Consider the following 23,924-nt stretch of genomic DNA (forward strand, 5'->3'; position numbering starts at 1 on the left):
CCAAGTAATAGATGGTATAAATAATAGTTACTAACTGGTTCTAAATAGGGACACAAACATGAGCTACAAATAGCAAGTAAATTTATCCCTCATTTTGTGGAGTTCATATAGAGATAAATAGTGTTCGTCAACTTCTTTGGTGGATATACATTATTTAATTAATATTGAATATGAGATCTAAAATTCAAAAAATCATTTTTTGGCTGTTTACTATTTTTACTCCTTTTATTTTAATGATTTTAGTTGCAACTGAAGAAGAATTAGTTGCAACACTTTTAGGATTCTTTTACTTCGGAATACTATTTGTTTTTGGGATTCGATGGGTCACAAAGCAGTTGAAGACAATTATTAAACTAAAAAACGAAAAGTCTAAAACCGAATTATTACACTTGAAAAGCCAAGTGAATCCGCATTTCTTTTTTAACACACTCAATAACCTATATGGCTTAGTCGAAGAAGATTCGAAAAAAGCTCAGGAATTAATACTAAAACTTTCTGATATGATGCGTTATAGTATTTATGAGGGTCAGCGTGATTTCGTTACAGTTAAAGAAGAAATAGAATATTTAAAAAATTATATTGAACTTCACAAAATGCGGTATTACAAAAAGACTAAAGTTGATCTTAACTTGCATGTTCATAATGAAGATGTTACCGTAATGCCCCTATTGTTTATTATACTTTTAGAAAACGCATTTAAACACGGAGTAGAAAACTTAAGAGATAATGCATATATTAAGATAAATATAACATCCGGAGAAAATGACATTCATTTTGCAATTGAAAATAATTTTGATGCATCAGAAATTACTAAACAACCTGGTATAGGTCTGAATAACTTAAAAAGAAGACTCGAGTTGGTATATCCGAAAAAACATTCTCTGTCTTTTGCTATAACGGAAGACGTATATAAGGTGCAATTAACTATAAAACGAATATGATTAAGTACCTAATTATAGATGATGAATATGTAGCTCATGGTATAATAAAGCGTTATTGTGATTTGTTACCAAATATGAAATTAATGAAGCATTGTTATGATGCCTTAGAAGCTTTTGAATATCTAAATACTCATGAAGTAGATTTAATTTTTCTTGATCTAAATATGCCAAAATTAAAAGGATTTGATTTTTTAAAAACCCTTTCTTCTCCTCCAAAAGTAATTGTAACTACTGCCTACAAGGAATATGCACTAGAAGGCTATGAACTTAACATCGTAGACTATCTTCTAAAACCTTTTGGGTTCGAACGTTTCTTGAAAGCAGTTAATAAGGCAGTAACATCTACATCAAAGACAACATCTTCTGATAACATTCAATTGAAAATTAAAGAGAATAGTATTTTTCTAAAAAGTAATAAAAAATATACTCAAGTTTTACTTTGTAATATTACATACTTAGAATCTGCTGGAAACTATGTAAAAGTGATTACTACAAATGAAACTATTACAGTGAGAGAAAAAATAACGGATCTGTTAGCTGTAATGGCCAATGATGATTTTATTCAAGTTCATAAATCATTTGCGGTAGCTAAAAAACATATAAAAAGTATTGAAGGAAATAGAATATTAATTGCGGATAAAATTATTCCCATCGGAACAATGTATAAAACCAATATTACTCAATTATTAAAATAGTAATTTATCCCTACTAACATATACGATTAAACACCATCAATTCTATTTAAAACTAACTTTCTATATGATTTACTAATAGGTAATTTACTATCATTTTGTAATACTATTTGATTACCATCAATTAACTTAAGCTTATTAAAATTGACAACATACGACTTATGAATTCTAACGAAGTTATCAGATAATTTTTCTAAAAAATCGGATAATGTTACAGGTGTTAAAATCATTTGATCTGTATATATTTTGATATAGTTGCCATAAGCTTCTATATAGTTAATAGTTTCTAAGTCTAATTTAATAATCTTCTTATCACTCTTAACATATACAGATTTTGCACTATTTTCCTTTTCTACAACAATAGTGTCTTGAATAGGGGTTGATTGCTGTTGCACCTTTAAAACAGCTTGTAGAAAACGTTCTAAAGAGAATGGTTTCAATAAATAATCAGTTACCGATAATTCAAAACCTTCCACAGCATATTCTGGATAAGCCGTCGTAATAATTACTTGAGGTTTTTGACGCATCGTTTTCAGTAAACTTATACCAGATAATTTTGGCATATTGATATCTAAAAACAACAAATCAATACTATTACCTTGTAAAAACTCCATTACTTCAAAAGCATTTTTACAAGTACTAACTACCTCTAAATATGGTATTTCATGAATGTAATTCTCTATGATTTGGCGAGCTATAGGCTCATCATCAGCTATTAAACATTGTAATACTTTCATCTAAAATTTAAGAGTTAATGCTACTTGATAGAAATCTTTTTCTTGTGTAGTATCTAGTTCATATTTATCGGTATACATCAAATCTAAACGTTTTTTTGCATTTTGTAAACCAATACCACTTTTTCCTTTCTCTAAATCATTATTCATTATATGAATTGAATCGATAGTGTTCATGCATTTAAAATCGAGAGAATCTTCTTTTATATCAATGTCAATAGACACTTTACTTTTTACACCTTCTAAAACTCCTAAGTGTTTGAAAGCATTTTCTACAAACACAATAAATAACATAGGAGCAATAATCTTATTAGATTCCTCATGACCTGTAATATTTAACTGTATATCCGCTTTATCCTCTAATCGTATCTTCTCTAACGAAATATAATTTTCTAGATACTTTATCTCTTTATCTAAGGAGACAAATGTTTCTTTGGTTTCATATAGACTATATCTTAATAAATCAGAAAGTTTAAGCATTAAACTGGGAAGTTTATCTGATTTCACAACGGATAAACCGTATAGATTATTTAAAGTGTTAAATAAGAAATGTGGGTTCAATTGTGCTTTTAATAACTTTAACTCTGCCTCTTTTTCTTCTTGACGTCTATAAAAACTATCTCTTGCTAATTTTAAAGCAGTTCCGAAAAGTATTATTAATAGAACAGCTCCAAACACATTTAAAAGCATTTTCCATTGAAAATTCTCAAAAAACCTACTTAATAATGCAACTCCTAAAAAAGTAAAAATAATAATGTTTAAGATAAATAAAACAATCCCTAAGGTCCTTTTGTTCTTAAAAAAAAACGGTAATATTTTAAGGTTATTTATATATATAGGAGGCATGATAAATGCAATAATAGCCGCTGATGCTAGCAACCTATTCTCTGCCTGAATTACCATTAAAAAAATGATCATCAAGAATAACCAAACTAGGATATTCTGCAAAAGCTTATTATCGATCCAAGTGTCTAACTTTGACATATTGATTTATTAAATTTTCTAATCAAAAATAGGTTTTGATTTGCGAAATATCACTTTTTAATGATGTAAGACCCATTTTTACATTTAAGTTGACTTATTTCAGGGTTAAAATGACATTAGTTATTATATCACGATGAAACCTTCATTCATCATTCTTTTTTCTTTCTAATGAGATAATATATCACTTTTGATCTCATCAATTAAATATCACATATATGAAATCGCTAATAGAATTTATCATTGAATTAACAATCATACTTATAGAAAATATAGGAATGTGTTAGAATGTAGTTACTACTAATTTTAATAAACAATCACAATATATGAAACTGGAAATCAAAAATGTATCTAAAAAATACAATAGAAATAAATATGGGTTGAAAGATTTTTCAATTACCATAGAAAAAGGAATATTAGGATTACTAGGTCCTAATGGCGCAGGAAAATCCACACTTCTTAAAATGATAGCGACCATTAGTAAACCAACAGATGGCACCATCATTCTAAACAGAAATAACATTCTAAAAGATGCAAACTACATAAGGAAACAATTAGGTTTTCTTCCTCAAGATTTTGGTGTATACCCAAACCTTAATGCATTCGAATTCTTAGAATACATAGCTGCTCTAAAAGGTATTGGAGGTCCTAATCTTAAGACTAAGATACAACAGTTATTAGAAGGACTCAATTTATTAGATGCTGCTAATAAGCCAATAGGAAGCTATTCTGGTGGAATGAAACAACGCGTGGGAATCGCACAAACACTTTTAAATGACCCTAAAATTGTAATATTTGATGAACCAACGGTAGGTTTAGATCCCGAAGAACGAGTTCGTTTTAGAAATCTTATTTCAGATTTAGCACAAGACTGTATCGTTATTTTATCATCACATATCGTATCTGACATTGATACTATAGCGGATCAAGTAGCCGTGATGAAAAATGGCGGCTTATTATCTCAAGGAAACCAGGAACAACTTATAAAACTAGTTGATCAAAAAGTTTTTGAAACAATCATAAATAAGGAAGAATTAAAAAATTTTAAAGATAACCATATCGTTGTAAGCACTGCTAGAAAAGTTCAAGGATTAAGTATTCGATATATCTCTGAAAACCCAATAACTGGATCAACATCTAAAAAAGCAAATCTCGAAGACGCATATTTATATCTAACTAAAATAAATTGATACCATGAAAAAATCAACGAATAAAAAAAACATAATCGGTTTATCCGCAGCGACCATATTATTATTAATTGCAATTCTGGTTTTCTTGAAAAAAGTTCATATCGGAGTTTATTATGCATACTAATACTATTCACCATGAAAACATTCTTATCAACCATAAAATTCGATTATCTTCAGAGAACTAGAAGTTATAGTTTTCTAATAACCTTATGCATAAGCTTAGCAATAGCCTATACATTTGTCCCCGAACCAAATGCTACATATTCTACCATAAGAATTGCTGATCATGTTGGATATTATAACTCGGCCTGGTTCGGATACGTAACTGCTATAATGACCAGTATATTCCTATCATTAATTGGTTTCTATTTAATTAATAATTCTATCAATAAAGACGAAATCACCAAAATAGGACATATTACTGCCTCTACGCCTATTACCAATTTCAGATACCTATTATCGAAAGTTTTAAGTAATTTCCTAGTATTGTTAACTATAGTATGTATAATATTTTTAATGAGTATTTTACTTTTCTTTTTATACAACGATGGATACTCATTGGAAATATTAGATTTCTTAATTCCATATTTCTTAATCCCGATTCCCGCAATGTTTGTTATATCGGTATTAGCAATAATTTTTGAAGTAATTTTTAGAAAATATTCTATCATTCAAAATATAGGATTCTTCTTTTTGTTTTCTGTATTAGCTTTTTCTTCATCCAATCAAGAAACACAATATGAACTAGATCCGTTTGGCACAAAAATAGTAATGCATCATATGGAGGAAACTGTTAGAGATATTATACAAGTAGAAGAACAAACAAACTTATCAATAGGATATGTTTTAGGAAACATAGAAGAAACTCAAAAATTTGAATTTAATGGATTATCTTTTCCTGTTAGTTTCATAGCAAGTCGCCTTATGTGGATGCTACTAGGTTTAATTTTAATAGTAATCATAACACCTCTATTTCATCGATTTAATATGAAGGAAAAATTGAGAAATACTATATCTACTCCTAAATTTCTACAAAAGGAAAATAATCAAGAAATTATACTATCCGAACTAAAGAAGTCTAATACTGATTATAGAATCTTTTCTTTAGTAAAAACAGAATTAATGTTACTATATAGAAAAGGGAAAAGATGGTTATGGATCATAAATATTATTGGTTTTGTATTATTGGCCTTTATTCCAATGGATATAGCCTATCCACTAATTCTTCCTATTCTATGGTTTTTGCAAGTTCACAGATTATCAGAAATATCTTCTAAAGAAGTATATAATAATGTTCACCATTTTGCTTTCACCTCTCATAAACCTCTGAGAAGATTATTAACTTCACAAATAATAGCAGGAACAATACTGATGATACTATTAGCTTTACCTTTAATAGTTAGATTTTTTATACTATTTGATCTTCTATCTAATCTAAATATTGTTGTAGGCGCTATTTTTATTGTCTTACTAGGATCAACAATTGGAATAGTAACCAAAGGAAAAAAGTTATTCGAGATATTATTCTTTATGATAACGTATGCTAATATCAATAAAATACCTTTTACTGATTATTTCGGAGGCTTACATCATAATTCTAATTATTTAATCTATTTAATTATGATAACTGTAATATTGGGAACAATTGGATTTCTAACAAGAGGATATCAATTAAGAAACTGAAAGCCATCATTACATTTTCATAAAGTTTTTTTAAAACTAAGGTTTCAAGTAACCCACCATAGTATTTGGTGGGTATATTTTTATATATTTATAACCATATAAACACACACAAATCATCTCATGAAATCTGTAAAAATCACCCTTCGCTACAGTATTATTTTTACACTGGTTCTATCATTTATGGTAATATCCTGTGGAAAAGACAATACCAAAAAAGACAATACCAAAAAAGACAATACCAAAAAAGATAATACTCCAAAAGATATAACTAAAAAGGATACTACAAAAACAGCATTAAAAAATGCCTTAACTTTTTATACTTCTTTTGATAAAGGTATTGATGCAGATTTTTCTTTAGGAGATCCTAAATTATATACAGTTCCATCAAGAAAGGCCAGAGATTCTGCTAAAATAGGGTTACATAAAAAAGGAGTTAGTTTATCCGAAGGTCAAGGTTTAAAAGGTGGAGCGCTTCTTTACGAAGAAGACAGTAAAAGTTATATCTATTATGCTAGTAAGGATAATATATCATACAACGAAAATGAATGGAATGGAGCTGTTTCTTTTTGGCTCAACCTAGACCCCGCTACAGATTTAGAGCCTGGATATTGTGATCCCATCCAAATAACAGATGTAAGTTATAATGATGCTTCTATTTGGGTAGATTTTACTAAAGAAAACCCTAGAGATTTTAGGCTTGGAGTAATTGGTGATAAAGCTTCTTGGAAAAAGGATACCACCATATCTGATAATGATGATCCCGATTTCATAAATCAATTACTTCCTGTTTCTAATCCTCCGTTTGCTAAAGGAACCTGGACGCATATATTTATTAATTTCCAAAATTTGAATTCCGGAAAAGGAGAAACCTCTTTATACATAAATGGTGTATTAAAGGGACAAAGAGATGGTATTACAGATCCTTTTTCTTGGGAATTAGAGAATTCTAATATTTACTTAGGATTAGGATATATAGGTTTAATGGATGAACTTTCTATTTTTAATAGAAATCTTACTCCAAAAGAGATATCTACATTATTTTCTCTAGAAAACGGAGTTCACACACTTTTAAAATAAAAATTCGTCCCACCTTATTTATTATATAACTAACGCTATGATACGATCAAAAATCATATTTTTTTGCATTACCTCTTTCCTACTCTTCTCTTGTAAAACTGAAACCAAGATAGAACTTAGTGATGAAGAAAAACGTTGGCAAGAACATTCTTTAAATACAACAATTATTAGAGATGATTTTGGTGTACCACATATTTATGGAAAAACAGATGCTGATGCTGTTTTTGGATTATTATATGCACAATGTGAAGATGACTTTAACCGTGTAGAGCAGAATTATATCTGGGCTATAGGTAGATTAGCCGAAGTAGAAGGAGAAAAAGCTATTTATAGCGACTTAAGAGCAAAACTCTTTATGACTAAAGAGGAAGCAATAACAAATTATAAAAAAAGCCCACAATGGTTAAAAGAGTTATGTATTGCTTTTGCTGATGGTATTAATTTTTACCTTAAAACACATCCAGAAGTAACTCCTAAATTATTAACTCATTTCGAACCTTGGATGCCTATGTATTTTAGCGAAGGGTCTATTGGAGGTGATATTGAACGTGTTTCTACTCGTAAAATTAAAGCTATGTATGAAAGAGGTATGGAACTTCCTATATCTGAAGAAGAGACCTTAAAAAAAGAAAAAGAAATGTTGGAACCGCAAGGTTCTAACGGAATTGCTATTTCTGGATCGCTAACACAATCAGGGAATGCAATGTTATTGATTAATCCACATACTTCCTTTTATTTTAGAGGAGAAGTACATATGGTAAGTGAAGAAGGGTTAAATGCATATGGCGCAGTGACTTGGGGGCAGTTTTTTGTATATCAAGGTTTTAATGAAAAAACTGGATGGATGCACACTTCTACCTATACAGATGTTATTGATGAATTTATTGAAACAACGACTAAGAAAGAAGGGAAACCAATGTACCAATATGGAGATGAATTACGATCAATAGAACAATATGAAGTTGTTCTAAAATATAAAGAAGGTGATTCTCTAAAAGAAAAAACATTTCCTGCTTATAGAACTCATCACGGTCCAATAACACATCTTAAAGATGGTAAATGGGTCGCAACTGCTTTAATGTGGGAACCTGTAAAAGCTTTAGAACAATCTTATATACGAACAAAACAAGAAGGTTATAAAGGATTTATGAATATGATGGATATAAAAACAAATTCATCTAACAATACAGTGTATGCTGACGCAGAAGGAAATATCGCCTATTTTCATGGTAATTTCATTCCTGTAAGGGATTCCTCTTTTGATTACACCAAACCTGTTGATGGAAGTAACCCAAAAACTGATTGGAACGGCTTACATCCTGTAAATGAAGCTATCACTCTTTTAAACCCCGCTAATGGTTGGTTACAAAACTGTAATTCAACTCCTTATACTGCAGCATTAGAATTTAGTCCTAAAAAAGAATCGTACCCTAAGTATATGTCCATAGACCGAGAAAACTTTAGGGGAGTCCATGCTATTGAATTACTCAAAAACAAAAAAGATTATACCATAGACAGCCTTATTTCATTGGCCTATGATCCATATTTACCTGCTTTCGAAAAGTTAATTCCAGGACTTGTAGAAGCTTATGATAAAATTGATAGAACTAAAGAATTAGGAAGTGCAATAGAGATTCTACGGAATTGGGATTACAGAACTTCAAAAGATTCCAAAGCAATGACCCTTGCTCATTTTTATGGAACTCACTACGCTGAAAAAGGTAAAAGACCAGAAGAAAAAATTAGTGATATGAAACTTCTAACCTATTTCGGAACGAAGTCTCCTTTAGAAGAAAGGTTGGTCATTTTTAAAGAAACCCTTAGCAAAATAGAAGAAGATTTTGGAGGTATTCTTCCTTGGGGAGAAGTAAATCGTTTTCAGCGTATAAACGGAGATATCAAACAACCTTTTGATGACAATAAACCAAGTACTGCTGTTGGTTTTGCATCCGGACGTTGGGGAGCACTAGCTGCATATGGAGTACGTTATACAAATAATACCAAGAAAATTTATGGCACTAGAGGAAATAGCTTTGTAGCAGTGGTAGAGTTTGGCGATAAGATAAAAGCAAAAACTAGTTTAGCTGGAGGACAAAGCGGTAATCCTAGCTCTCCTCACTTTAATGATCAAATACAACCCTACACGGATATTCAATTCAAGGAAGCAGCATATTACAAAGAAGATGTTCAAAAGCGTGCTAAAAAAACATATCATCCTGGAGATACAGATAAATAAACACTTTAGGTTAAATCAGTTAAGACAAATAAAATCAAAAGGTTATTGATTTAAATTAAATATACATTGTTTAGAAAATCAATAACCTTTTGTTTCGGCATTTCGCAAGGTTTTAATAATTCAGTAGAAGAAGTTATATAATAATTTAGACTGATAAAATCAGTTCCTTTTAGTTCTTTAGCGTATATCTTAAAAGACTTTCCTTCATTAAAAATTTCTTTTGTAATACTATATTTATTGTTCTTATAAAATCCTTCAGAATATCCTTCCTTTATCTGATTTATCTTATCCAGCATCATATAAATAATATTAAGAACTACAAGATAACATAGAACAACCTACTTTATCCCTTGCCCAATCAGGGCGTTTTGCAAACCACTTTTCATATTCCGGTTGTTCACTATAAGGTTTTTTAAGCATTTGATATAGTTCATCTATTAACTTATAATCACCTTTATCTGCATCATCTATCGCTAACTGAGCCATGTAGTTACGTAAAACATATTTAGGATTTATAATATTCATTTTATCTTTTCGTTCTTCATCTCCCAAAATCTCTATATTTAATCTCTCATCGTACATTATAAACCAATCATTCCAGCGCTTTAGAATATCTCCTTTTAAATCATTTGATTCATAAAATGCATCTGATATTATTTGTACCCCTTGATCGAAACTTCCTTTTTTATACTTCCCTAATTTTCTAAAAAAAATAGTCATATCGGTTTCTATACTTTGAAGTAATTCTTCTAAAACCTTTATAAGAATACTATCTTCAGATTGCTTGGAAAACAATCCAATTTTTGATGTCATCATATGTAGGTATTCATTCTTATAAGAATTTTGATACTCATCCAAAACATTCTCTAATGGATCGACCTCTTCGACTAACGGAAATAATGCATTCGCCAATTGATAAAGGTTCCATAAAACAATTTCTGGCTGCGTACCATATCGATAACGCTTAAATTGACTATCTGTGGTATTAGGTGTCCAGCCGTGATCATAAACCTCTAACCAACCATATGGTCCATAATCTATTGTAGCACCCAGGATTGACATGTTATCAGTATTCATAACTCCGTGGACAAATCCAACTCTTTGCCAATCTATAACCATTTTCAAGCTTCTTTCACTAACCCTCTTAAGAAATAATACATACGCCTCTTTACCTGTACTTTCTATTTCTGGATAAAAATGTTTTATTGTGTAATCAGTAAGCAATTTTAATGTTTTATGATCTCCATGAGCTGATAAAACTTCAAAACTTCCAAATCGAATAAAAGAAGGAGCTACTCTTGATACAACAGCACCTTTTTCATAAGCTGCATTACCATTATATAAAATGTCTCTCAATACGTGATCACCAGTTATAGCTAATGACAGAGCTCTGGTTGTTGGAACACCTAAGTGATACATAGCTTCACTACATAAATATTCTCTAATAGAAGATCGTAAAACAGCCAAGCCGTCTGCGTTTCGGGAGTATGGCGTCTCTCCTGCTCCTTTTAATTGAACTGCCCAACGCTTAGAATTATGTACAACTTCTGTTAGATTAATAGCTCGTCCATCACCAAGTTGTCCAGCCCAATTTCCAAATTGATGTCCTCCATAATGCATAGCATAAGGTTTTGTACCCTCCATCACCTTATTGCCTGTCATTATCTCTAGAAAATCCTTTGATACTGTATCCTCTTTAGTAAGGCCTAATTCACACCTCATTTCTTCTGACACATGTAAAATAGATGGATTACTTGTTTTTTTTGGAGTAACATAGGAGAAGCAAGCATTTCTAACCTGTCTTCTAGAATTCTCTAGTACCGGATCCGAAGGCAATTCTTCAGAAAAAGTATTGTTTATATTTAATTTCATTATTAATAATTCTTTAAAATCACTTCAGAAAATTAAATTTTCTCTTTTAATACAAAAATATAGACACTAAGATAATACCCGTAAAAGCAAATGGTACAATAATCATCATATACACATAACTAACCACAAACCCTTTAAAAATTGCACCTATCCAACTACTTCTATAAAAATTCTTAAAAGCAAGAATTAGATAAATAACAAACGATAAAAAGAATAGAATCTGCAACCAAATAGGTATTTCCATCATTAAATTGACCAAAATCAAAAAACAAAATGAAGTAAAAACAAATGTGAAAAAATAAAAACTAAATACCATATGATGCGCAAAAGTTCCTTTTCTCCAATAAAATATTTTCAATAAGAATGCAAATAATGGTAACAGTAAAAACATTGTAATGGGTATTGTGTCGTAAAATGTTTTTAATATCCCACCTCCTTTTTGTTCATAGAACTTTAATATTTGTGTAAAGAATTTTTTGGTTATCATTCCATCCTCTTCATCTACTCCCATAATTTGTAATTTCTCATTTAAGGGAGCTCCTTTTATGATTAAAGAATCTAGTTGTTTCCGTTTATAATTAAATGAAAATTTAGAGTTTTTTTGTTCTGCAGAAATCACAGAATCAATGACTTTAAGATCTTCACTTGCAATATTAGAAAGAGGGACATTTTCTTTGATGGCTTTTTTCGCTATTTCAATACCAATAGAATCTTTTTTGAAACGTATAGAATCTATAGAAACATCTCTACTAAACTCTTTCTTAAACTTTTGATTTAGCGTATTATCCGCTTTTCTAATCGTAAAAGAAAAAATGAAAAAAAATATAACTGAAATGAATAAATAAAACTGAGCAGGATGTAAATATGAAAGTCTTTTTCCATCAACAAAACGTCTTGCCAAAACACCAGGTTTTGTCATTAATGGTATAAAGCTTTTAAAGAAACGTGCATCAACAGCAAAATAATTACCAATGGTATTACTAAATAATATCCCGAAGGTTAGTTTATCGGCAACTTCTTGTCCACAATAAGGGCAGTAATCAAAGGGTTTTTCAAAAGATTTTTCACAATTTTTACATTGGTTCGTAGAAGACATTTTTAATCGTTTAAATAAATGTACGAAACGAAATTACAAATATAATTCGATCTATTCATTCACACTACTATCCTTATTGAATTATAATTTAAAACAAGCTTCCATCTACATGATCATATCTATTTTTGCAATCACTTAACAAAATGATATGGAAATTCTTGTATTTTTGGCAAAATCAAAAAAATTAACATTCACACATCTTTTATGAAAAAAGTATTTTCTGTTTTAGCAGTTACAGCTCTTATTGCAGCTTGTGGAACTACTAAAACGACAACAAAATCTGGGGAAACAAAAAAAGTTACTAAAGATCCTGTAACATATGCCAATACAATTACTTCAGAAGATTTAAAAACTGCATTATATACATATGCATCCGATGAGTTTCAAGGAAGAGAAACTGGTAAACCTGGACAAAAACTGGCTATTAATTTCCTGAAAGAACATTATATAAAATACGGTGTTCCTGCTGCTAAAAGTGATGGAGATTATTTTCAGGAAGTACCACTTGAGGTTGCTGGAAGTCCAGAAATAAAACTAACCGTTAATAATAAATCATTTGCATATAAAGATGATTTCATATCTCTAAGTGCTGGGAAAACAGATAAAATTTCTATTAATGAAATTGTTTATGTTGGTTTTGGAATCGACGACGAAAAATTTTCTAGCTATTCTGATGTTGATGTTAAGGACAAAGTTGTTTTAATCAAATCAGGAGAACCAAAAAATGAAGATGGTACATTTATGGTAACCGGAACATCGGAAGCATCTAAATGGTCTAATATGAGACAACAATTTGCTGCTAAGCGTACTGCTGCAATAGATAAAGGAGCCAAAGCCATTTTATTTTATTTTCCAGAAGTATATCAAATGGCCGTTGCACAATTTGCTAACTCATCTGGTAGAATGTCACTAGCTGGGAATGAAGAAGATCCTTATTTTTTACTTCTTAACGAAGGTTTGACAAAAGCATTCGTTAGTGATATCGCTACCAATGATAAGTCCAGCATCATTAAAACAAATGTTTCTATGGATTATAAAAATGTTTCTGAAAAAGTTACTTCAGAAAATGTTGCTGCATTTATAAAAGGATCTGAGAAACCTGATGAAATTATCGTAATATCTGCTCATTTAGATCACGAAGGAATAAAAGATGGAAAAGTTTATAATGGTGCTGATGACGATGGATCTGGTACTGTTGCAGTTGTAGAAATTGCAGAAGCTTTTGCAAAAGCAGTAAAAGATGGAAATGGTCCAAAAAGATCAATCTTATTCCTTAATGTTACAGGAGAAGAAAAAGGTCTTTTAGGATCTCGTTATTACACAGATAAAGATCCCATTTTTCCTTTAGAAAATACAATTGCGGATTTAAATATCGATATGATCGGTCGTACAGATCCTAAACGTAAAAGTGACAACAGAAACTATGTGTATTTAATAGGAAGTGATAAGTTAAGTACAGAACTTCACAACATTTCTGAAGAAGTAAATACTAAATACACTAATGTAGAACTGGATTACACCTATAACGATGAAAATGATCCTAATCGTTTCTATTACAGATCTGATCATTATAATTTTGCAAAAAACAACATCCCTGTTATATTTTATTTTAATGGTACTCATGATGATTATCACCAACCAAGTGATACTCCTGACAAAATAGAATATGACTTATTAGAAAATAGAACTAGGTTAGTTTTCTATACAGCCTGGGAATTAGCAAATCGAGATAATAGAATCATTGTAGATAAAGCTGAGAAGAAATAATAATATATTTCATTCTTATATAAAAAGAGACTTAACGTAAACCGCTAAGTCTCTTTTTATATAAACTATTTTATCCCGAAAATTTACGTTAGTAAATTAAGGTTGTTTTTGTTTTAAATGTAAAGCAAAAGTAGCTGTAAAACCAAACGTAAAATTACCGTCTTGTAAGTTAAAATTATTAGGTGTTTGTGTTATAAATACATCTTCGACCATGCTCCAAGCATTGGTCATATGAAACTGTAACATTAAATCACTTAACTCCCAATTTACACCTAACGCAAAAGCTCCGTAGGTATCTACAGACTTTATTGGGTTAGCTACATAATAATATTCGGATACTATAGATACATGACCACCTACTTTATATCTCCCTCCAATACCAATAGCAAAATGGTTATTCGGATCTTCATTAGACAATGATGACCCTCTATGAATAAATGTTGGAGAAATCTGAGCAGAAAATTGAGGAGTAAACTTTCTAGCAATTAAAACTTGGCTTGTAAAAGCTAAACGATCACTAAAAGAAGTATCCTCAAAACCACCGTAAATAGCTGACCTACCTTCATTTTCACTCCTATAGGAAGCATTTTGAAAAAGAGTGACACTAACAAATGAATTTTTAGATTTTTTACGTTGTCGTAATAAATTATATTTTAAAAACCCATCATAGACGTCTTCTAAAGTAGTCCAACCTATTCCAGCACTAAGCCTATTTGAAATTCCATATTCTAAAGCAATTCTAGCACTCCACTTATCTGCAATAAAACTTTGCCCTTGATAGTCCGGTATATTCCAATACCTATTCATTGCCATAACCTGCAAAACTCCTTCTTTCCTATTCTCTATGGAATGACCTATAGCAATTCTTGTTGATTTAAAAGTAGCTATTTCATACTGAGGAGTATCAGGATATTCTTTCTCTAGGGTTTCTAATAAATCCTGGGAATATATTGTGGTACTAAACCCAATACAAAATATATAAAGGAAAAAAAATATATTATTTTTCATAAGGTTGATATTCAAATCTAAATTTTATTGATATAACTTCAGCGATATTAGGTCTAAGAATAGGTGGAATCTTAATTTCAAAATCTTTTACAACTACTTCAAAATCTCCTGTTATTAAGTACTTTCCATCAATCTTATCAATATCTGTTTTAATTTCAATCTCTTTGGCGATATTTCTTATCGTAAGAGTTCCTTTTACAAACTTAGTCTGTACACCTTCCGCTGAAGGATCAAAATCTATAATCTCACCCTGAAAAGTTGCCTTAGGATATAAGTCAGATTCAATATAGCTTTCATTAAAATGTTCATGCATTAAAGATTTTTTAAATATGAATGCATTCATAAGCATACTAATCGCAATTTCATTTTTTGAAAGATCTATGATACTCAAAACTTGATTGTTCTTAGCTTCTATGTTTTCTACAGAAGTGTATGAAAAGAACGAAACTTGTCCCTGACGAGTAATAATCTGATCAGATTTAATATCTGACGACATCACGCTAGTCAGAAGAAAAAGTAAAACAATAATTTTATTCATTAGTTAGTTAATTGATAAGCATACAATTTAATAAAACAACATCTTTTAAAAAGCCTTTACAAATACCCTTCAATTCTACTTTCTGACCTTTTTTAAGCTGTTGCACCTTTATAAATTGATCAGATTGCATATCGCATAAAACACCAGAATTCTTATTTCCCCCTTGTAATACTATTGTATTTCTATTGTTTAAAAAAGTAATTTCTTTTACAATACCCACTACTTCCACAACTTTATCCTTATAAACTAAATTAGCCTGTTTCTCATTATTTAAAAATGAAGCTGTTAGTTCCCGTGAATCAGTACTTATTTCTGTAGTAGTATTGATAACATTAATATGTGATGCATCATAAAACATCATATATATGTATGCTCCTGCTAATAATAGAAGCCCAAAAAGAAAAATTACTATTTTAATTTTGTTGTTCATTAATTATTAGCGAGTTTTCATTTATTTGCTTAGTTAATTACTAATGCAAATAAATAAGAATTAATACTCTCCTGAAAAAAAATAATGATAAAGATGAAATATATGTATTAAAAAGGAAAAAAAGAGATTGAAATGAATTATAATTGTTTATTGATTTAAATGCAGTAGTTAGAAAATATGTTATTTTCGTTTTCAAAAAATTCTAAGCATCTACAGCTTTTAATTATCTTAAGTAGATTATTAATCAATGAGAAAAGATCGATTATACTTTTTAACTTTTATTTCTATATCAGTTATATTTCTAATTATCGCATCGTTTGGCGTAAAATACTTCATTAAAGTTAGTGCCAATCAGTTAATCGAAATACAATTAGAATCCAGTAAAAGAGAGGCTAATGAAATTTCACGATTGTCACATTATCAAATATCAGCTGGTATTGACAAACAAAATGTGGTTAAAAACATCCAACATGCAATTGAAAACACACATAATAAAGCTTCTTTTATTTGCGTATTTGATTGGTCTGGAAAAGAAGTTTGTCATCCAGATATTACTAAAGTCGGTCAAAAAGTAAACTCTGATCAATCACTTATTAAATCGTTAAGTGAAGAAGATAGTTCTGATAAATTATATGATCTTCTACTTAATCAAAGAAAAGAAAATGACAGCTTATCAAATACAGATAAACTATCAGAAATTGTGTATATCGCACCAGTAAAAGATTCTGATCTTATTGTAGCTGCACACATTAATTTAAATAAAGTTAGCGCTCAAATTAGAAAATTGAAAACAAGTTTTTATACAATTTTTGCATTAATGGGAGGGTTAATAATTTTATCATCTTTTATTGCTGTTCGAATAATAGGAAGTTATTATGAAAAACAACTTGAGCAGAAAAACACAGACCTAGAAAGTGAATTACTTAATTTATCAAAATTAAATACTGATCTTATAGCCTATCAACAAAAAGTAGTTCAAAATACTAAAGAAGAATCTTTAGAATCAAGTTCTAGTATAGAATCTAATACAGAAATCACAAAGGAATCGAGCAAAAAGAGAATTCTAACTTACATAAGAAATGAATTGGTTCCTGTTCCTATAACTAATATATCATATATATACACAGAAAATACAATAACATATATTGTCTGTTTCGATGGCAATAAATCTACAAGTAATGATAGTTTAGATGATATGCTTATCAACCTAGATACGTCTTTATTTTTTAGAGCAAATCGACAGTTCATAATAAGTATTACTGCAATTGCTAAAATTATCAAATACGGAAACAGCCAACTTAAAATCTTGATAAAAGATGCTGATGTAGAGATAATTATTAGTAAAAATAAGGCTGCAGAATTTAGACAATGGCTAAATATCTAATGAGTTTTTAGTTCTTAAAAGACTTTTATATTCTTTTTTTAATCTTACTCATTGGCTCACTTTAAAGTATTCTATCTCATTGTTTAAAGCACTATTTTTCACTCTGATTTAGGTAGACAAGAGGTCAACATTATGTTAGTAAACTAGTATATTAGAATTCGATCAAATTCTATTTATAACTAAGCTTATGATAAATATGAGTAATAAAAAAGGCTTTATAACTTCAAGTCTTTTTTTTCCTTTTTAAGGCTACTTTTTCCTTCTCACACATGTTTGTTTGATTATACCTCCTTCATTGCCGGTTATTTGCATCATAAATCATAAATAATCTAAAAATGAAAAAATCAATTTTCCTATTATTCACTTCTATATCATTATTATCAAGTTGTAGTAGTGATGACTCAGATACTATTATTGATCCAGACCCTACTCCAGATGTTAATGCAGTAAGATTGGTCACTGATCCTACATTTGGAAATATTCTAACAGATGCTGATGGAATGTCTCTTTATTTCTTTTCTAGAGATACTAAAGAACAATCAGAATGTAATAATGATTGCAAAACAGCTTGGCCTATATTTTATAAGGCAGACCTAACCTTAGACGACGGCTTAGATGCTGCTGATTTTGGTGTTATCACAAGAACAGATGGAGACAAACAAAATACATATAAAGGGTGGCCTTTGTATTATTTCTTTAATGACAATGTTGCTGGTGATACTAACGGAGATAAGGTTGGTAACAATTGGTATATAGCAAAACCTGACTATTCTTTAATGTATGCAGAAGCCCAACTAATAGGTAGAGATAGTGATGGGAATGATCAGAACTTCACAAGTGAATATGTAGTCGGAGATGAACTTACATTTTATATGACTAGTAGTACCGGTAGAACAATCTATGCTTTTGTGAATGACACTAAAGATGATAACAATTATACGGCACAAGATTTTTCTAATGATCCTATTTGGCCAATTTTTCATATAGATATTGATAGGTTACCAAGCATTTTAGATCGTAATGATTTTGGTACTATTGATGTATTCGGCAGAACACAATTAACATATAAAGGAAGGCCTCTTTACTATTTCGGACAGGATACTAATAGAGGAGATAACTATGGAGTTAGTGTGCCTTCTCCAGGTATATGGCCAGTGGTTAATACCGATATCACTCCATTATAGAATATTATATCGAGATTTCATCACATAAATATTAAGTAGTTAGTTGGTTATAAGAGGAAGATAAGATTTCTTACTTGCTTCCTCTTATTTAAATTTCTTAAAAAATGAATGATCTATTAAAAATCAAAAATATACTGATAATCGTATTAGGCTTTTCTTTGCTTTCTTGTGAAAGAAACGTGGAGGAAGAATCTGGTATCATCACAGAAGAATTATGCGATCCGGCTATTTCTTTTACAACTAATATTAAACCAATTATTGACAATAACTGTATACGTTGTCATGGTGGAAATCAAGCTCCTGATTTAAGAACTTATGAAAACATCAGAAACAATTCTGAACGAATAAGAACAGAAGTTGTCGTTAATAGAACAATGCCATTAGGAGGTTCTTTAAGTAATGATCAAATAGAATTGGTACGTTGCTGGATTGAGAATGGAGCTCTGAATAATTAAACAAAATACTATGAAGAGCAAAACAACAAATGCAATTAATATTTCAATACTATTAATGATTTTGATTGGAATATTAATTTATATCAAAGTATATAATAAACCTTTCGCAAACATATCAGAATCTAAACCAAACGTATCAATAGAATCTAAGGAGTTAATTGATAGTTTTTTTAATAATGAAAATGAAGCTAACTCAAAATTCTTAGAACAAATAATTCAAGTTCGCGGGCTTATTACTGAAATAACTTCAGGAAAAAATGGAAATAACATCATAACCTTAGGCGATAAAAACGCTATTGGTGGTGTAACATGTCATCTCTCTTCTGAAGAAAGCACAAAAACAAATAACCTAAAAATAGGTCAGCAAATCAATATAAAAGGCATCTGTACTGGATACCTACTAGATGTTATATTGGTTAAATGCGTGATCATAGAATAAACCATAAAATCAAAAAAATGAAATCTATATATATATTATTATTCACATTATTATTTTCAGCTATTTCGTTTGGACAAGGAAAATTCTTAACTAAACAAGGATACACTTCCTTCTTTTCGGCCACTCCAATAGAAGACATTAAAGCAGAAAACAATCAAGTATTGAGCATTATAGACACATCAACAGGAACTATAGCTATTTCTATTTTGATTAAGTCATTTATGTTTGAGAAATCATTAATGCAAGAGCATTTTAACGAAAACTACTTAGAATCTGACAAATACCCTAAAGCAATTTTTAAAGGGCAAATTCTGGATTTCGATTCTGTAAACGAAAATGAAAATCCCGTAACAATAGTAGGAGATATTACTATCCATGGGGTAACAAAAAAGATAGAGACAAAAGGTATCATTAGTAAAAAGGAAGATAATATAATCTTAAACGGAGATTTTATCGTAAAAGTTGCAGATTTCGAAATAGAAATACCGTCAGTAGTCTCAAATAATATTGCGGAGAGTATAAAAGTAACATATGAATTAGATCATAAACCATACAAGAAATAATATGAAGAATTTTTTAATTGTTTTCGCATTATTGGCAACAAGCTCTCATACATTCGGCCAAGATCTATTTGATATCCTAGAAGAAGAAACACCACAGACTAAAAACTATGTCTATTCTACTTTTAAAGGAACTAGAATATTGAATGGTCACTCTATAGAGAATAGAAATAAAGGAACTTTAGAGTTTATGATTTCTCACCGTTTTGGTAGAGTTAATTTAGGAGCTGATGAATTATATGGATTAGATCAATCAAATATCCGTTTCGCATTTGAATATGGATTATCTAATGACATAATGATAGGAGTTGGTAGAAGTAGTTTTGACAAAACGTATGATGGTTTTATTAAATATAAATTCTTGAAACAAAGCTTAGGGGAAAAGTCATTTCCTTTTACAGCATCACTTTTCTCTAGTATTGCCTACAGAACACTAAAAGATTTCGATCCCGAAAATGAGCCAAGTTTTAGTCAAAAGCTATCGTATGTTTCACAAATTTTAATCGCAAGAAAATTTAGTTCAGGGTTTTCATTACAAATTACCCCTACTTACATCCATAGAAATTCAGTAAAAATTAATGAAGACCCTCATGACATATTTGCTGTAGGTATAGGAAGTAGATTAAAACTCACTAAAAGGATCTCAATTAATGGAGAATATTATTATACCGTCAATCCCTTAAAATCCATAGAAGCTTCTAATTCTTTAGCTTTTGGAGTTGATATAGAAACAGGAGGACATGTATTTCAAATAATTCTATCTAATTCTATTACTATGATAGAAAAAAGTTTTATCACAGAGTCAACGGATGATTTTTTTGAAGGTGATATACATCTTGGGTTTAATATATCTAGAGCTTTCCAAGTTGGTAATAAGAAAAAGAAGAGGTTAGAAAAAATGAAAAATTCCGGAATTTAAATATCAAATAAGTCAGGATGTTTAGAAGAAATTTTAAAGTTAAAGGAGAAGATGTTGATGATTATATGGTAATGCAAGATACAGCATACATAGAATACACATCTTCAATATTATTTGCATTCTTATTTGAAAAAGGATACACTAGCAAAAAAAGAGAACACACACATTTTAACATGCAAAAATCAATTGGTTCATTAATCCAAAGAAAACATTTAATGTTTATGCAAGATTTTTTCATAAATCTAGAACTTATCTCTATTGATACTAATAAACAAAAACTGAACATTAGGAATCGTTTTTTTAATTCCAATAATGAATTATGCGTAACTACGAACACCTATTTATATTGGATGGATAGTAATCAACAAGAAATTATTATACCTCCAAAAAAGATTATAGATCGATTATTTGAATAAACTATTGGGGTAACCGAAGCAAGGGGGAAAATTGCTGTGAACAATAGTTTATATTAGATAATTGATTATTTGAAAGGCTGAATTCTTTGAAATTCAGCCTTTCTTTACATCCAAATCTATCTAAGCACTCCATGATATATTGTAAAAATCTTACCGAAAATGAATAATTTCAGAACATAAAAACCCCCATAATTTAAAAAATTATAGGGGTTCCAGATTCAAACACAAAATCTATCTATAAATACAAAAGCAACTAACTCTTCTGTCTCTATAATCTTGGTCTTGGGGTAAAAAACTTAAAATTGTTTTTCTGATTTTAAAGTATTAATATCAGTAATAAGCTGATTAATAGACGCTTTATTCAAACCATTGTAAATACCTCTTATATGTTTTTTCTTATCAACTAAAACAAAATTTTCAGTATGAAGAAAATCTTCTTTCGTTTTTGTTTCTCCCAAATCTTCTTCTACGAAGTATGAATTACGTCCTAGATTATAAATCTCATCACGATCTCCTGTAACCAAATGCCATTTAGAATTAAGAACTCCCTTTAATTCAGCATATTCCTGAAGTATTGGTATAGAATCCCTCTCTGGAGTTACTGAATGTGATAACAATAAAATATCCTCATCATTTTTAAACTCTTCCTGTAACAACAACATATTTGATGTCATTTTAGGACAGATGCCTGGACATGTTGTAAAGAAGAAATCTGTTATATATATTTTATCTTCAAAAGTTTTACTCGTTACAATTTCCCCCTCTTGATTAACTAAAGAGAAATCTGGAATTTTATGAAAGTTATTCAATTCATTAGCATAAGGAGTCAACCAATAAGGCGTAAAACTCGCATCTTGATAATATGGTAGTACTTCTACTCTACTTGTATTTTGCTGTTGATTACAACCAAAAAACAAGCAACATAAAACAATACTATAATTTTTTATATTGTATAATTTCATTTTCCAACGCATAACATAAATTAGCTCTTTTTAAACCAAAAACTCTTCCGTTTTTAGCTTCATAGTTTACATATAACTTCCCATTCTCTAGCCAAGCCTGTTGCATACCATTCTCTTTTCCATCAACTAAATTGGTTTGTTTTGCTAACTGACCAGTTGTATACCATTTTTTTTGAATTCCATTTCGAACTCCATTTATATAATTCCCTTCTGAGGCTATATTACCATTAGGCCACCATATTTTTACAACTCCGTCAAGATGATTTGCTATATAGAATGATTCTTTTTGTAACAAACCATCAGGGAACCATTTTTGAGCTAAACCTTCTTTTTTACCTTCATAATAGCCCACTTTTTCTTCTAAAATTTTATTAGAATTATATCTAACAGCGTATCCAGAAAAAGGTTTCTCTTTATAATACCATCTTCCCTCATTTGCTTTTAGGATCAATGATTCTTTTGAGACTAGAATATCATTAATAACTCTATTCTCAGTGTTATCAATTTTAGACTCATCACCAATTTTACAACTCCAAAAAGAAAATGTAAAAAGACTAATTATTATAAATGATTTAATTAACCGCATTTGGAGTGCCATTAAAAGGTCCAGCAAAAACTATATAACTACCTGTAGTAGAATACAGTTCATTAATAATATGATAATGATATTCTTCCTCATCTGTATGTTGTGTAGTACTAGTATGACCTCCAGAAGCATCTAAATCTGTTGGATACGTATCTATAGAATTACACTTCCTCCCATAAATAAAAAATCCATCAGATATGATCCCTACTAAATTTTCATCATCATTTGACCAAGCTCTTGGTTCTAAGTGATAATGATATACTCCAGGTCCTATATGACCTCCTGTATAATCTAAAGATCCAGCTGCCTGATCGAGAGCACCATTTCCTTCTTGATCATTAAAAAGTGCCGCTCCACTTACAGCAATCCCAATGGTTCCAAGCGATGTTGCTGTTGTACTATTTGCTAATTGAGGATTAGCTGCGACCATCAAAGTTGCAGAAGCATCAAAATTTGGTATTATACTTGGTGTTGCAGCAACATCAGGTTCTTCTATATACAGAGCATTACCCTCACCCCAATAAGAAGTTGTATGGTTAGGCCTTCCTGTAGTTTCTATCACTACATTAGATCCATCTAGATAAATGTCTGTCTCTTGCGTATCAAATTCATCAAAAGCAGCATGTAATTCTACCACTGTTCCATCATCATCTGTAGTGGATGTACCATTGTCATCACCACTACATGCTATAAAGACAACACAAACCGTGCACCCTAATATTGATAGTGTTATGATATTTTTAAAATTTAGTTTCATATTTATTTTTTAGATTT

25 protein-coding genes are annotated in these 23,924 nt (G+C 30.1%); 14 read left to right on the forward strand and 11 right to left on the reverse strand.

Annotated elements, in window-relative coordinates; all coding sequences use genetic code 11:
• Nucleotides 1-170 precede the first annotated feature (170 nt).
• Both BMY33_RS03255 and BMY33_RS03260 read left to right on the forward strand, forming a co-directional pair.
• On the forward strand, nucleotides 171-941 hold the full coding sequence (locus BMY33_RS03255; protein ID WP_091405508.1) for a sensor histidine kinase: 771 nt from the start codon (nucleotides 171-173) through the stop codon (nucleotides 939-941).
• The gene (locus BMY33_RS03260; protein ID WP_091405514.1) at nucleotides 938-1,636 is read left to right on the forward strand and encodes a LytR/AlgR family response regulator transcription factor; all 699 of its coding nucleotides are present in this window, start codon (nucleotides 938-940) and stop codon (nucleotides 1,634-1,636) included. The genes BMY33_RS03255 and BMY33_RS03260 overlap by 4 nt, the downstream gene beginning before the upstream one ends.
• A 26-nt stretch (nucleotides 1,637-1,662) precedes the next feature.
• On the opposite strand, the gene BMY33_RS03265 is transcribed toward BMY33_RS03260, so the two are convergent.
• Nucleotides 1,663-2,370: a LytR/AlgR family response regulator transcription factor gene (locus BMY33_RS03265; RefSeq protein WP_091405519.1), complete on the reverse strand. Its 708-nt coding sequence runs from the start codon at nucleotides 2,368-2,370 to the stop codon at nucleotides 1,663-1,665.
• Nucleotides 2,371-3,351: a sensor histidine kinase gene (locus tag BMY33_RS03270; RefSeq protein ID WP_091405521.1), complete on the reverse strand. Its 981-nt coding sequence runs from the start codon at nucleotides 3,349-3,351 to the stop codon at nucleotides 2,371-2,373.
• A gap of 323 nt (nucleotides 3,352-3,674) precedes the next feature.
• On the opposite strand from BMY33_RS03270, the gene BMY33_RS03275 reads away from it, so the two are divergent.
• The 4 genes from BMY33_RS03275 (at nucleotide 3,675) to BMY33_RS03290 (ending at nucleotide 9,534) form a co-directional block, all read left to right on the forward strand.
• Nucleotides 3,675-4,538, forward strand: a complete 864-nt coding sequence (locus tag BMY33_RS03275) for an ABC transporter ATP-binding protein (RefSeq protein WP_091405523.1) — start codon at nucleotides 3,675-3,677, stop codon at nucleotides 4,536-4,538.
• Between the two features lie 135 nt (nucleotides 4,539-4,673).
• Entirely contained in the window at nucleotides 4,674-6,221 is a 1,548-nt protein-coding gene (locus tag BMY33_RS03280) for an ABC transporter permease (RefSeq protein WP_091405526.1), read from the forward strand.
• A gap of 120 nt (nucleotides 6,222-6,341) precedes the next feature.
• Complete coding sequence (locus BMY33_RS03285; RefSeq protein WP_091405528.1) at nucleotides 6,342-7,298, forward strand: LamG-like jellyroll fold domain-containing protein; 957 nt, start codon at nucleotides 6,342-6,344, stop codon at nucleotides 7,296-7,298.
• Between the two features lie 37 nt (nucleotides 7,299-7,335).
• Nucleotides 7,336-9,534, forward strand: coding sequence for an acylase (locus BMY33_RS03290; protein WP_091405531.1), 2,199 nt, complete (start codon nucleotides 7,336-7,338; stop codon nucleotides 9,532-9,534).
• A 50-nt stretch (nucleotides 9,535-9,584) separates the two neighbouring features.
• Here BMY33_RS03290 and BMY33_RS03295 read toward each other — a convergent pair whose 3' ends face one another.
• From BMY33_RS03295 to BMY33_RS03305, 3 genes are read right to left on the reverse strand one after another with little or no spacing between them, the layout of a single operon-like run.
• On the reverse strand, nucleotides 9,585-9,833 hold the full coding sequence (locus tag BMY33_RS03295) for a peptide methionine sulfoxide reductase (RefSeq protein ID WP_091405533.1): 249 nt from the start codon (nucleotides 9,831-9,833) through the stop codon (nucleotides 9,585-9,587).
• A gap of 10 nt (nucleotides 9,834-9,843) precedes the next feature.
• Nucleotides 9,844-11,406, reverse strand: coding sequence for a protein adenylyltransferase SelO (locus BMY33_RS03300; protein ID WP_091405536.1), 1,563 nt, complete (start codon nucleotides 11,404-11,406; stop codon nucleotides 9,844-9,846).
• Between the two features lie 46 nt (nucleotides 11,407-11,452).
• The gene (locus BMY33_RS03305; protein ID WP_091405538.1) at nucleotides 11,453-12,502 is read right to left on the reverse strand and encodes a DUF3667 domain-containing protein; all 1,050 of its coding nucleotides are present in this window, start codon (nucleotides 12,500-12,502) and stop codon (nucleotides 11,453-11,455) included.
• A gap of 204 nt (nucleotides 12,503-12,706) precedes the next feature.
• On the opposite strand from BMY33_RS03305, the gene BMY33_RS03310 reads away from it, so the two are divergent.
• On the forward strand, nucleotides 12,707-14,269 hold the full coding sequence (locus tag BMY33_RS03310) for a M28 family peptidase (RefSeq protein WP_091405540.1): 1,563 nt from the start codon (nucleotides 12,707-12,709) through the stop codon (nucleotides 14,267-14,269).
• A 96-nt stretch (nucleotides 14,270-14,365) separates the two neighbouring features.
• Here BMY33_RS03310 and BMY33_RS03315 read toward each other — a convergent pair whose 3' ends face one another.
• Genes BMY33_RS03315 through BMY33_RS03325 form a run of 3 tightly spaced genes read right to left on the reverse strand, consistent with a single transcriptional unit; the run spans nucleotide 14,366 to nucleotide 16,245 of the window.
• On the reverse strand, nucleotides 14,366-15,277 hold the full coding sequence (locus BMY33_RS03315; protein ID WP_091405543.1) for a DUF5777 family beta-barrel protein: 912 nt from the start codon (nucleotides 15,275-15,277) through the stop codon (nucleotides 14,366-14,368).
• Nucleotides 15,267-15,815: a YceI family protein gene (locus tag BMY33_RS03320; protein WP_091405545.1), complete on the reverse strand. Its 549-nt coding sequence runs from the start codon at nucleotides 15,813-15,815 to the stop codon at nucleotides 15,267-15,269. The genes BMY33_RS03315 and BMY33_RS03320 overlap by 11 nt, the downstream gene beginning before the upstream one ends.
• A 7-nt stretch (nucleotides 15,816-15,822) precedes the next feature.
• On the reverse strand, nucleotides 15,823-16,245 hold the full coding sequence (locus BMY33_RS03325) for an OB-fold protein (RefSeq protein ID WP_091405547.1): 423 nt from the start codon (nucleotides 16,243-16,245) through the stop codon (nucleotides 15,823-15,825).
• A gap of 247 nt (nucleotides 16,246-16,492) precedes the next feature.
• On the opposite strand from BMY33_RS03325, the gene BMY33_RS03330 reads away from it, so the two are divergent.
• The 7 genes from BMY33_RS03330 (at nucleotide 16,493) to BMY33_RS03360 (ending at nucleotide 21,602) form a co-directional block, all read left to right on the forward strand.
• Nucleotides 16,493-17,629 carry a LytTR family DNA-binding domain-containing protein gene (locus BMY33_RS03330; protein WP_091405550.1) on the forward strand — a complete coding sequence of 379 codons (1,137 nt, stop codon included), beginning with the start codon at nucleotides 16,493-16,495 and terminating at the stop codon, nucleotides 17,627-17,629.
• Between the two features lie 335 nt (nucleotides 17,630-17,964).
• The gene (locus BMY33_RS03335; RefSeq protein WP_091405553.1) at nucleotides 17,965-18,813 is read left to right on the forward strand and encodes a hypothetical protein; all 849 of its coding nucleotides are present in this window, start codon (nucleotides 17,965-17,967) and stop codon (nucleotides 18,811-18,813) included.
• Nucleotides 18,814-18,917: 104 nt separating this feature from the next.
• A complete protein-coding gene (locus tag BMY33_RS03340; RefSeq protein WP_091405555.1) occupies nucleotides 18,918-19,268 on the forward strand; it encodes a hypothetical protein in 351 nt (116 codons plus the stop codon).
• 10 nt (nucleotides 19,269-19,278) lie between these two features.
• A complete protein-coding gene (locus tag BMY33_RS03345) occupies nucleotides 19,279-19,707 on the forward strand; it encodes an OB-fold protein (protein WP_091405558.1) in 429 nt (142 codons plus the stop codon).
• Between the two features lie 17 nt (nucleotides 19,708-19,724).
• Complete coding sequence (locus BMY33_RS03350) at nucleotides 19,725-20,270, forward strand: YceI family protein (RefSeq protein ID WP_091405560.1); 546 nt, start codon at nucleotides 19,725-19,727, stop codon at nucleotides 20,268-20,270.
• A gap of 1 nt (nucleotide 20,271) precedes the next feature.
• The gene (locus BMY33_RS03355) at nucleotides 20,272-21,186 is read left to right on the forward strand and encodes a DUF5777 family beta-barrel protein (RefSeq protein WP_091405563.1); all 915 of its coding nucleotides are present in this window, start codon (nucleotides 20,272-20,274) and stop codon (nucleotides 21,184-21,186) included.
• A gap of 17 nt (nucleotides 21,187-21,203) precedes the next feature.
• Nucleotides 21,204-21,602, forward strand: coding sequence for a thioesterase family protein (locus BMY33_RS03360; RefSeq protein WP_091405566.1), 399 nt, complete (start codon nucleotides 21,204-21,206; stop codon nucleotides 21,600-21,602).
• Between the two features lie 296 nt (nucleotides 21,603-21,898).
• Here the strand turns inward: BMY33_RS03360 and BMY33_RS03365 are convergent, their stop codons facing one another.
• From BMY33_RS03365 to BMY33_RS03375, 3 genes are read right to left on the reverse strand one after another with little or no spacing between them, the layout of a single operon-like run.
• Complete coding sequence (locus BMY33_RS03365) at nucleotides 21,899-22,564, reverse strand: SCO family protein (RefSeq protein ID WP_091405570.1); 666 nt, start codon at nucleotides 22,562-22,564, stop codon at nucleotides 21,899-21,901.
• Entirely contained in the window at nucleotides 22,536-23,150 is a 615-nt protein-coding gene (locus tag BMY33_RS03370; protein ID WP_091405573.1) for a toxin-antitoxin system YwqK family antitoxin, read from the reverse strand. The genes BMY33_RS03365 and BMY33_RS03370 overlap by 29 nt, the downstream gene beginning before the upstream one ends.
• A complete protein-coding gene (locus tag BMY33_RS03375; protein WP_091405576.1) occupies nucleotides 23,137-23,907 on the reverse strand; it encodes a YHYH protein in 771 nt (256 codons plus the stop codon). The genes BMY33_RS03370 and BMY33_RS03375 overlap by 14 nt, the downstream gene beginning before the upstream one ends.
• Nucleotides 23,908-23,924 lie beyond the last annotated feature (17 nt).

The organism is Aquimarina amphilecti, assembly GCF_900109375.1.
In the GTDB taxonomy this organism is placed as follows: Bacteria; Bacteroidota; Bacteroidia; order Flavobacteriales; family Flavobacteriaceae; genus Aquimarina; species Aquimarina amphilecti.